Origin of the sequence: Bradyrhizobium sp. (assembly GCF_049512235.1) — a bacterium.
Lineage (GTDB): Bacteria > Pseudomonadota > Alphaproteobacteria > Rhizobiales > Xanthobacteraceae > Bradyrhizobium.
Window position 1 is genome coordinate 20711 of sequence record NZ_JBEKXH010000017.1, and the last position, 10997, is coordinate 31707.

9 protein-coding genes are annotated in these 10997 nt (G+C 61.5%); 2 read left to right on the plus strand and 7 right to left on the minus strand.

Features of this window, described 5'->3' with window-relative positions:
- Positions 1–59: 59 nt before the first annotated feature.
- On the minus strand, positions 60–860 hold the full coding sequence (gene thiD / locus ABSG20_RS02995) for a bifunctional hydroxymethylpyrimidine kinase/phosphomethylpyrimidine kinase (protein WP_423862995.1): 801 nt from the start codon (positions 858–860) through the stop codon (positions 60–62).
- A 199-nt stretch (positions 861–1059) separates the two neighbouring features.
- Here thiD and ABSG20_RS03000 point away from each other — a divergent pair, with 199 nt between their 5' ends.
- Positions 1060–1305 (plus strand): Lrp/AsnC ligand binding domain-containing protein, encoded by a 246-nt coding sequence (locus ABSG20_RS03000; protein ID WP_423862996.1) that lies wholly within the window; start codon positions 1060–1062, stop codon positions 1303–1305.
- An 83-nt stretch (positions 1306–1388) separates the two neighbouring features.
- Here ABSG20_RS03000 and ABSG20_RS03005 read toward each other — a convergent pair whose 3' ends face one another.
- From ABSG20_RS03005 to ABSG20_RS03030, 6 genes are all read right to left on the minus strand, one after another.
- Positions 1389–2330 (minus strand): c-type cytochrome, encoded by a 942-nt coding sequence (locus ABSG20_RS03005; RefSeq protein WP_423862997.1) that lies wholly within the window; start codon positions 2328–2330, stop codon positions 1389–1391.
- Positions 2331–2448: 118 nt separating this feature from the next.
- Complete coding sequence (locus tag ABSG20_RS03010) at positions 2449–2895, minus strand: c-type cytochrome (RefSeq protein ID WP_423862998.1); 447 nt, start codon at positions 2893–2895, stop codon at positions 2449–2451.
- A 154-nt stretch (positions 2896–3049) separates the two neighbouring features.
- On the minus strand, positions 3050–5356 hold the full coding sequence (locus ABSG20_RS03015) for a xanthine dehydrogenase family protein molybdopterin-binding subunit (protein ID WP_423862999.1): 2307 nt from the start codon (positions 5354–5356) through the stop codon (positions 3050–3052).
- A gap of 67 nt (positions 5357–5423) precedes the next feature.
- On the minus strand, positions 5424–6953 hold the full coding sequence (murJ, locus tag ABSG20_RS03020) for a murein biosynthesis integral membrane protein MurJ (RefSeq protein WP_423863000.1): 1530 nt from the start codon (positions 6951–6953) through the stop codon (positions 5424–5426).
- Positions 6954–7079: 126 nt separating this feature from the next.
- Positions 7080–8231, minus strand: coding sequence for a DegT/DnrJ/EryC1/StrS family aminotransferase (locus tag ABSG20_RS03025; protein ID WP_423863001.1), 1152 nt, complete (start codon positions 8229–8231; stop codon positions 7080–7082).
- Between the two features lie 10 nt (positions 8232–8241).
- Positions 8242–9285, minus strand: coding sequence for a Gfo/Idh/MocA family protein (locus ABSG20_RS03030; RefSeq protein WP_423863002.1), 1044 nt, complete (start codon positions 9283–9285; stop codon positions 8242–8244).
- Positions 9286–9579: 294 nt separating this feature from the next.
- Here ABSG20_RS03030 and ABSG20_RS03035 point away from each other — a divergent pair.
- A partial coding sequence (locus ABSG20_RS03035; protein WP_423863003.1) for an acyltransferase family protein occupies positions 9580–10997 on the plus strand: 1418 nt, incomplete at its 3' end.

The window sequence follows — 10997 nt, forward strand, 5'->3', positions numbered from 1 at the left end:
AGGGGCGGTCAAGCTTTGCCCCGCGAGTTTGCGGGGAAAGGTTGGCAAAAAGCACTGTTTCAATAAAACCTGTGAAAATGATGGATCGGCCCGCGGCCGTGTCCGACGCCGAGGCGATCGGCGGCCGCGATCGCGGCGCTGACCCAGACCTTGGCATGACGAACCGCGGTTTCCAGGTCTTCGCCTCTTGCCAGCCCCGCTGTGATCGCGGCGGCCAAGGAACATCCAGTGCCATGGGTGTTTTGGGTCGCGAGGCGCGGCGCGGCCAGCGCGATAGTGCCGCCGGCCGTGATGAGATAATCGATGCTCTCAGGACCCTGTCCGTGCCCGCCCTTGATCAGCACCGCCGGACAACCCAAAGCGATCAGCCGCCGGCCTTGGCTCGCGATCGTAGCCTCCCCCACTGCGACCGGTTCGTTCAGCAGAGCGGCGGCCTCCGGCAGGTTCGGCGTGATCAGCGCAGCACGCGGAACCAGCCTCGTCCGCAGCGCCTCGATGGCGTCGGCCGCCAACAGCCGGTCTCCGGAGGTTGCCACCATCACGGGATCGAGCACGACCGGCACGGTCGGCCAACGCGCGAACCCGGCGACAATGGCATCGACCGTTGACAGCTGCGCCACCATCCCGATCTTGACGGCCGTGACTGCGAGGTCGCTGAAAACCGCATCAATCTGCGCGCTGACGAAATCGGCGGGCACCTGATGAATGCCGCTCACGCCGACCGTATTCTGCGCCGTCAGCGCTGTGATGACAGAGGCGCCATAAACGCCCAGCGCGGCGAACGTCTTGAGGTCCGCCTGGATGCCCGCACCGCCTGAGGAATCCGACCCAGCAATGGTCAGAGCGACGGGAATCGTCATGGCACGACCCGCGTGACGTTCGGCTTTTGCGTCACGATCATGTCCTTGTCCTAGCGCGGCTTGTCTTGGCCAGCAAGTTGGCCTGCCCGCAGCTTCGGATTTCGGACGTCCTCGAGGAAATGTTTTCTTGACGTGAAGCGGTATCGGCGCCGTTCGAAAACGTTATATTGGGCTCAAAGCCTTTCCGGAGACGACAGCGATGGTTCCCTTTTTCGTCCAGTTCAAATGCAAACTCGGCCAGTCCTATGCCGTCGCCAACGCGATCGCCGAGGCCGAGATCGCATCGGAGATCTATTCCACTGCGGGCGACTACGATCTCCTGGTCAAGTTCTACGTCGACAACGACACCGACATCGGCCATTTCGTCAACGAGAGGGTGCAGACCATTCCTGGCATCCAGGACACCCACACCATCATCACCTTCAAGGCATTTGGCCCCGGCTAGCGCAGGGGAGCGTCGCCGCGCCGCTCCTGCGCCGCCATAGTTGCCGCCGTCCCAACCCCGAACGTCCACATGATGAGGGCCGATCAGGACTGGTCGCCGCTCTTGGTCTTCTTGGGCCGCGGCGGCCCCTCCACCGGTGGCAACGACTTGATATAGACCGCGATGGCCTCGCGATCCCCCGGGCTCAATTGCGAGACGTTCCTGATCACACGAACCATCGAGCCGCCGGCGCTGTCGCCGTCAGGCATTTGTCCGGTTTCGAGGAAATAGCCGATGTCCTTTTCGCTCCAGTCGCCGAGGCCTTTTTGCGTGATATTCGGCACCCAGCCTTCGCCTTCCGGATTGGGCCCACCGGCGAAGCGCTGCGCGGCGATGATGCCGCCCAGGAAATCTCTGGGGCTGTGACACTCCGCGCAATGGCCAAGACTGTTCACAAGATAGGCGCCGCGGTTCCACTGCTGGGAATGCGCGGCCTCCGGCAAGAATGGCTTGCCGTCCATGAACAGCCATTTCCAGATCCCGATATTACGCCTGATATTGAATGGAAAAGGCACATCATGGCCGCGGACTTTACCTGCAACCGGCGACAGTGTTTTCAGGAAGGCGAAGAGGTCGCGAATGTCCTCGACCTTGGCATGCTGATAGGAGGTGTAGGGAAAGGCCGGGAAGTAATGCGTACCGGCAGGCGAGATGCCCTTGGTCACTGCGTCGATGAACTCCTGCTCCGTCCAGCGTCCGATACCGTCGACGGCGTCAGGGGAGATATTCGGCGCATAGAAGGTTCCGAATGGTGACGGGATGGCAAGACCACCGCCGAGCTTCAGGCGATCAGGCTGGCCGGGCACGGCATGGCAGGATGAACAGCCGCCGGCGTTGAATACGGTCTGTCCGTTGGCGAGATTCGCGGTATAGGCCCGTTCGGTGACCAGCGCTCCCCCGATCAGTGCGGTGGCCGTCAACCACCAGTAGATGCCGAAAGCGGCGACGCCAATAACCGCGGCAGCCAGGAAAACTCTTCGCGGCATTCAGCGATCCGTCACCGTACTTCAGTCAACGGCCAGCATGGCGACAGTTCCAGCACAGGCCTCGAAAGAAGGAGGCGAACGCAGCACACGTCCGCCGGTTCTTCTGGCCGCGCCGATGCTAGGTCGCCTTCAGGCGGTAGGTCTCATGGCAACCGCCGCACTGCTTGCCGATCACGGGCAAGGTCGCCTTCAGGCTGTCCAGATCCGTGATCTTGCCCTTGGCGTCCGCCACAGCCTTGCCGAAGCTCTTGATGTGGTCTTCGAAGCCGGCCTTGTCTTCCCAGATTTTTGGCGAGTAGCTGTAGTCCCCCTCGGGCTTCATCCCCTTGATGCTGTCGGGAAACAGGGTTGGAAACTTCTTCACGGTGTCTTCGAACTGGGCCAACGCGGCATCGACCGTGGCCTGATCGTAGGGCTTTTCGCCCTTGACCATGGCTGCCAGCGCGCCAGCGTTCTTGCCGTTGCCCTTCATCTGGGCCTGGGTCACCTTGACCTGATCCTGCTGCGCGACGACCGCGCCAATGCCGAGCAACAACGTTCCCACCACTACCACCGTTCGTATCATCCTTGTGATCCTCTTGTTTTAATTATGCGATTGATTAGTTTTTCCGATCGATCAGGCGACCGGCGTGGTACAATTATCGTCATACTAACCCCGGGTGCAACACTCCATTCCCGCGCGCTGGTAAATTATCAGATACAGATAGCAGAGACAAAAATCAGAGATTATGGCGGCGCGCATGCTCGCAGATGGCGATCCAGACCCGCTCCGGGGTCGCCGGCATATCGATATGATCGATTTTATATTCCCGCCACAATCCCTCAATAATAGCGTTGACAACTGCCGGGCAGGAGCCGATCGCGCCGGCCTCGCCGGCGCCCTTGACGCCGAGCGGATTGGTCTTGCAGGGAACGTTATGGGTCTCGAACACAAATGACGGCCCGTCGGCCGCTCGCGGCAGCGCGTAATCCATGAAGCTCGCGGTGACGATCTGGCCATCTTTCGTGTCGTAGACGGCCCGCTCCATCAGGGCCTGGCCGATGCCCTGCATGGCGCCGCCATGAACCTGGCCGGCGAGCAGCAGCGGATTGAGCGTCACGCCGAAATCATCGACGATGACATAGTTGACGATTTTGATGATACCGGTGGCGGGATCGATTTCGACCTCGGCAAGGTGGGTGCCGTTCGGGTAGGTACCGTCGGCACTGGTAAAGGTCGCGCTGGCATTCAACTTTGAGGGATCGACGCCCGGCCGGCGTGCGAGATCGGCAAAGCTGACCGAGCGATCCGTACCGGCGACCCGCACGGTGCCATCGCTGATCTCGAGATCTGCGCTGCTGGTTTCCAGCGCCTCGGCGGCGATCTCGCGCAAATTGCGGCCGAGTTCCCGGGTCGCCCGCTCGACGCTGACGCCGCCGGTCGGGATCGAAGCCGAGCCGCCGGTCCCTAATCCGGTCGCGATCTTGTCGGTATCCCCCTGCAGGATGTGGACGCGCTCGGGCGTAAGTCCGAACTGCTCAGCAACCAGCTGAGCATAAGCGGTCTGATGGCCCTGCCCGCTCGACTGGGTGCCGATCAAGACGGTGACGTCGCCATTGGGATCGAGCTGCACATTGGCGGTCTCCTCGCCCATCGTGCCGCAGACTTCGACATAGGTCGCAAGTCCGATGCCGCGCACCAGATCCTGCTTCTTCGCCGCCTTGGCGCGCTTGGGAAACTCCTTCCAGTTGGCGATTTCCATCGCGCGCTTCATGTGCGCGGTGAAGTCGCCGGAATCGTAGACCTTCCCTGTCGCTGTCTTGTAGGGCATCGCGCGCGGCGCGATAAAATTCTTGCGGCGGATCGCATCCGGCGTCATCCCGAGCTTGCGCGCCGCAGCATCGACCAGCCGTTCGACCACATAGGCCGCCTCCGGGCGTCCGGCGCCGCGGTAGGCATCGACCGGCACGGTGTTGGTGAACACCGTGCGGACCCGGCAATGGAACGCCTGGATGTCGTAAAGGCCGGGCAGCATGCCGGCGCCGCCATGGGGAATATAGGGTCCGAAGGTCGACAGATAGGCGCCCATATCGCCCATCAGGTCGACATCCATCGCGAGGAACTTGCCATCCTCGGCCAGCGCCATGCGCGCCGTGGTGAAATTATCGCGCCCCTGGGCGTCGCCCATGAAGTGTTCGGTGCGGTCGGCGGTCCATTTGATGGTCTTGCGCAGTTTGCGCGCGGCGACCGCAATCAGCGCGTATTCGCGATAGGGAAAAAGCTTGGTGCCGAACCCACCGCCGACATCCGGGCAGATCACCCGCATCTTCTCAGGCGAGATCTTCAGCACCATCCCGCACAGGATTTCGCGCAGTCGATGGCTGCCCTGGCTGCCGATCGTCAGCGTCAGGTGGTCGCGCCTGGCGTCGTATTCGCAGACCGCCGCGCGGGTTTCCATGAAGTTGGCGACGACCCGCGGATTGACGACCGAGATCTCGGCGATCGCATGCGCCTTGGCAAAGGCCGCTTCGGTGGCCTTTTTGTCGCCGATCGGCACGTCGAACAGGACGTTGCCGGGGTGGTCGGGCCAGACCTGCGGAGCGCCCGGCTTCACCGCATTGGCGACGCCGATCACCGCGGGCAGCGGCGTCCACTCGACCTCGATCGCCTCGATCGCATCGCGGGCCTGATCGACGGTTTCCGCGACCACGAAGGCAATGGCGTCACCGACATGGCGCACCTCGCCGGAGGCGAGGATCGGATAGGGCGGAGCGGTGAAGGGGTTCACTTCCAGGTTGAACAGGCAGGGCAACCCGCCGAGATCCCCGACGTCTTCGGCGGTCAGGATCGTGCCGACCCCGGGTAGGCCGCGGGCGCGGGCCGTGTTGACGGTGAATTTCGCATGCGCATGCGGCGAGCGTAGCACCAGCGCACGCATCGCCGGCTGCGGCGCGTGGTCGTCGGTGTAGCGTCCCTTGCCGCGAATCAGCGCATCGTCTTCCTTGCGAAGCACGCTTTGACCGACGCCGAATTTGATGGGAGCCATCGTATCTCCGTTTACCCGGTATGGTTTTGCGCCATATTGCAGCGGATCGCGCGGCTAAGCAAAGGATTTAGCTCCGCAACCGCGACCTCAGCCAGTTCATGCCGAACAGCAGCAGGATCGATCCGGCATAGACCATCGCGCCGACAACGATCAGCACCGACAACGCGGCCTCGTCGCGCAAGGCGCTCAGCTGGGCCAAATGCGTTGCCGCGAAGGCCGCGGCAAACCACAACGCGGCCGCCAAAACCACACCGCACAAGACAAATTTCGCCAGCACCCGGAGCAGCTCCCGGTCGGGATCGAGGTAGCCAGCCCGCACCGCAAACCCGAGCACCAGCAAGAGATTGATCCAGGCGCCGACCGCGGTCGCGAGCGCGAGCCCGACCTGCGCCAGCGACCCCATCAGCAGGATCTTCAGGAGGACGTTGACGGTAAGGCCGGCGAGCGCGGCTTTTACGGGTGTCGCGGTATTCTTGCGGGCGTAGAAGCTCGCAACCGCGCTGCGGATCATGACGAATGGAACAAGGCCGATCGCGTAGGCGGCGAGCGTGGCGCCGGCGGCCGCGGCATCCGCCTTCGTGAAGGCGCCACGCGCAAACACCGCACGGGTGATGACGTCGGGCACGGCGATGAAGGCCGCGACGAACGGCACCGAAAACAACAGCGTGAATTCGAAAGCCCGCCGCTGTGACGCCAGCGCGCCGGCGTGATCGCCCGATGCCAGCCGCCGCGACATTTCCGGCAGCAGCACGGTGCCGATGGCGATGCCGATCACGCCGATCGGCAATTGATAAAGCCGCTCCGCATAGTACAGCGCCGACAGCGCGCCCGCAGGCAAAAAGGTTGCAATGATGGTGTCGGCGAAAACCGCAACCTGGGTACCCATCGAACCAATTGTCGCCGGACCGATCGCGCGGAAGAAGGCGCGGACGTCCTGATCGAGCCGCAATGGGGCAAAGCGCGGCAAGCCGCCATGGCTCGCGAGATCACCCGCGAGCAGAAAATATTGCAGGAAGCCGGAGATCAATATACCCCACGCCGCGGCATGGCCGGCGGTTGGAAAGAATGCCGCCGATGCCAGCGTCGCCATCATCGCGATGTTGAGAAAAATAGATGCGGCCGCGGCGCTGGCAAAACGCTGCATCACGTTGAGCATGCCGCCATACAGTGTCACCAGTGTGATCAGCAGCAGATAGGGGAAAGTGATCCGTGTGAGTTCTATTGCCAAACGGCGCTGCTCCGGATCCTCCGTGAAGCCCGGCGCAAGTATGCGCATGGCCTGCGGCATGAACAGCCACGCGACAGCGAGCAAAACCACTTGCGACAGAAACAGCAGGGTAAAGATACGGTCGGCGAACAATCGCGCCGAGGTGTCCCCGCCCTTGCCATGGACGTGGGCATAGGCCGGGATGAACGCCGTGTTGAAAGCGCCCTCGGCGAAGATCGCACGAAAACTGTTGGGCAGGCGCCATGCCACGAAAAACGCGTCCGCCAACGGCGAGGCGCCGAGGATCGCCGCCAGCATGATGTCGCGCGCGAAGCCGGTGAGCCGCGAGAGGAGCGTGTAGCCGCCGACGGTAAAGATACGACCGAGCATGCGCGCTTCTACAGCAAGCCGCGCTGCTTCAAAACGGCGAAATCACCGGGAATATCGGTTTGCGCATGATCTCTTCGTAAAAGCCAGACCGCCACGGATCAAGTTCGGGGGCACGCCTTTAGCCGATCATGCGCCAAGCACGCCGCGCACCGCCGCGATGATCCGCCGCTGCGTCGGCTCGTCGAGATAGGCATGCATCGGCAGACTGATGACCTCGCGGGACAGGCGTTCGCTGGCCGGCAAGCCGCCGTCGGCGACCGGAAAGCCGCGATAGGCAGTCTGCTGATGCATCGATTTCGGGTAATAGATCGCGGTCGGAATACCCTGGGCTTTCAGGGCGGCGGCAAAGCCGTCGCGGTCGCACCCTTGCGGCAACCGGATGGTGTATTGCGCCCAGACCGAGGTGCGATCGCCAGCGACATACGGGACCGTGACGGCGTGGCCGAGACCACGGGCATAGCGCTCCGCAACCCGGTTGCGGGAAGCGATTTCGTCCTCGAAGATTTTCAGCTTTTCGAGCAGGATCGCGGCCTGCATGGTGTCGAGGCGCCCGGTCAGCCCAAGACGAACATTGTCGTATTTGTCAAAACCCTGGCCGTGCACGCGGATGCTTCGCAGGGTTTGCGCCAGTTCGGCATCGTCGGTGAAGATCGCGCCGCCGTCGCCGAAGCAGCCGAGCGGCTTTGCCGGGAAGAAGCTGGTCGCCGTGGCCAGCCCGTAACTGCCAAGGCGACATCCACGGTAGCTTGCGCCGAAGGCCTGGGCGGCGTCATCGAGCACGAACAGCCCTTCGGTTTGCGCGATCGCGCCGATGGCGTCGTGGTCGGCTGGCTGACCGAACAGATCGACCGGAATAACAGCTCTAGGCTTGAGGCCCAGCTTTTTCGCGACCGCAACGCCATTTCTCAACGAAGCCGGATCGATATTGAAAGTATCCTCGGCAACATCGACAAACACTGGCGTCGCACCCAGCAGCGCAATCACTTCACCCGTCGCGCAAAAGGTGAAGGACGGACAGAACACGGCGTCGCCACGACCGATGCCCCTGGACATCAGCACCATGAGCAGCGCGTCGGTGCCGCTCGCGCAGCTCACGACGTATTTGGCGCCGCTGAAAGCCGCGAGCGCACCCTCCAGCTCATTCACTTCCGGTCCGTTGATGAACTGGCAGTGCGCGAGCACGCGGGCAACCGCCTGATCGATCGAAGAGCCGAGCCGACGGCGTTGTGCACCGATATCGATGAAAGGCACGGGGTCTGCAATCATGTGCTTGTTCATGGAGCCTTCTTCAGGGATTGAGAGCGGGATGGCCGGCCCGCGAGGCGCCGCGACCGTTGGCCGGTGGTCGAGGCGATGACGGGTCCCGCGCCTGCTTCTCCAGGCAACGGGTGGCGATTTCGAGGCTGGCGACGCCTTCTTCGCCGGTCACCGCCGGCACGCCACCCGAGCGTACCGCGGCGAGGAACGCGATCAGTTCGGCGCGCAGCGGCTCATCATGACCGACCGGCAGATGACGCATCGAGTAGCTGCCGTCCGGCTTGAAGCCGAAGCACTCGGTGACCTGACGGGTGAGAAGATCGCCCATGACATATTTGCCGCGGGTGGCGACGGTGACGTTGCGCGCCTTGAACGGCGTCAGCCAGTTGGTGTTGATATGGGCGAGCACGCCGGAGGCAGTGCGGAATTGCAAGAGCGCGATGTCCTCACGCTCGGCGACGGCGCTGGAGAGTTGCGGCTGCACCTCGACAATTTCCGATTCCGTGAACCAGCGGATCAGATCGATATCGTGCACGGCAAGGTCGATCACCACACCGACATTCGACATCCGCGGCGGAAACGGCCCGACCCGGGTGATGGCGATCGACAGAATGTCCTCGCCCGTGATCGCCTGCTTGATGGCGACCACAGCCGGGTTGAACCGCTCGACATGGCCCGCCATCAAGGTCACGCCGGCTCTGCGGGCGGCGGCGACAATCTCCCTCCCCTCCTCGACCGAGGATGCGATCGGTTTTTCGACGAGGACGTGAATTTCGAGCGCGATACAGGCGAGCGCGAGCTCGTGATGAAGGTGGGTCGGCGCGGCGATGGTGACGGCATCGACCCTTTCGGCGATCAATTCCTCGAGGCCCGCGAAGGCGCGGCAGCCGGTCAGTTCGGTGGCGCGCGTCCGATGCGCCGGCAACGGATCGACGATGCCGACCAGCGTCGTATCCGGCAGGCTGGCCAGCACTCGTGCATGATTGCTGCCCATGACGCCGGCGCCGATCACGCCAACGCGAAGCGCGCGTTTTGCGTCGGCTTTCGCGTCTGACCCCGACCCTTTGGTAACCATGTAATAAAACCCCGAAAAACCGCTGGTTAAGGAAAATGCTGACCCGCGCCGACGGTTCTCTAGCACGTCGCCACATGTGTGGCGAATAATTGGGAAATCAACCCAAACACGTTTTGATTCAAAGAATTACACCTGCACTCCCGGGACTACGGCCATCTTGACCACCGGGTTAAACTCGGTGATTCGTTAAATGTGGACAATGGACGCGTTCGCTGGGACTATTCCATCACCCCATCGGATCGCCTGATATTCGAGTTTTATGCTAGCTGGATGCGCCGCCAGGCGAGACACTCGATGCACTCACCCCTCGATAGCAAAACCGACTTGGCTGCGGTGACGAAGGCGAGCTCGGATTACCGAGCAGACATCGATGGATTACGTGCGGCCGCGGTGCTTGCGGTAGTCTTTTTTCACGCTTTTCCGGACGTGCTGAAAGGGGGATTCGTCGGTGTTGATATTTTCTTTGTGATATCTGGGATTCTGATCACGGGTATCATCTGTGAACGCGGACCCGAGAAATTTAGCTTCTTGGATTTCTACTTCCGGCGTGTCCGTCGGATATTTCCGGCGCTCACGTTCATTCTCGCTGCAACGTTTCTGATTGGCTGGTTTCTGCTTTTCGCCAGCGAGTTTTCCGAGATTGGCCGTCAAATTGTCGCGGGTGCAGGATTTGCGGCCAACTTTCTATTTTGGAAAGAAGCGGGCTATTTTGATACTGCTTCTGATGTCAAGCCACTTCTCCACCTATGGTCACTCGGCGTCGAAGAACAATTTTACATCTTCTGGCCCGCTGCCGTTTATTTTGGATGGAAACGGGACCTGGGGCTACTCTACATCATCGTGGTGGCGGGACTGATTTCGTTCGCGATCAACATAGTGCAGGTGCACCGCGATCCGATCGGAGCTTTCTACTCTCCCCTAACCCGGTTTTGGGAGTTGATGATGGGAGCTTCGCTTGCTGCAGGACGGGTCGGGCTCAACTCCACTTCGGCAAAAAACATTTGCTCTATTATTGGCCTGATGATGATCGCCCTCTCGATCTCGATGATCACGCCAAGCGTCGAATTTCCAGGTTGGGCCGCGCTTGGGCCGACTATAGGCTCGGCTCTGCTCATCGTTTCAGGGAAAACAGGATTGGCGAATCGAGCTCTTTCCTTTTCACCTCTTGTCGGCATTGGCTTGATAAGCTATCCGTTTTACCTTTGGCACTGGCCTCTGCTGGTTTTGGTGCGACTTGCGTCCCACGGACAAAGTCAGCCGGGGCTAGCGCTGACAACTATCCTGCTAAGTCTCGCACTTGCTGCCGGCACCTTTGCGTTGATCGAAAGGCCAATAAGGGCGCTGCCGCTTAAACTACCAACCATCGTCGCTCTTGCGATCGCCGTGATGTCAATGGGAACCATCGGCTGGCTCGCCTGCAAGAATGATGGCTTCGCTGGCCGGGAGGCAAATCGCTATGCTCTTTTCATGGCGCATGCCCAACCACCCAAGCTCAACGACGGGTCCTGTGAACGGCTCCTTGGGCTCTCTCTCGTGGTGAATGAATATTGCGTGTCGAACTCGGCGCAACCGCAATATCTTTTGCTCGGCGACAGCCACGCGATGGTGCTGAATGCGGCAGCCTCGTCTGGGATGATCGACATGAAAACCGTGATGATCGCAGGAAACACATGCTTGCCGTTTTTACACTATATCACGAAAAACGCAGGGCA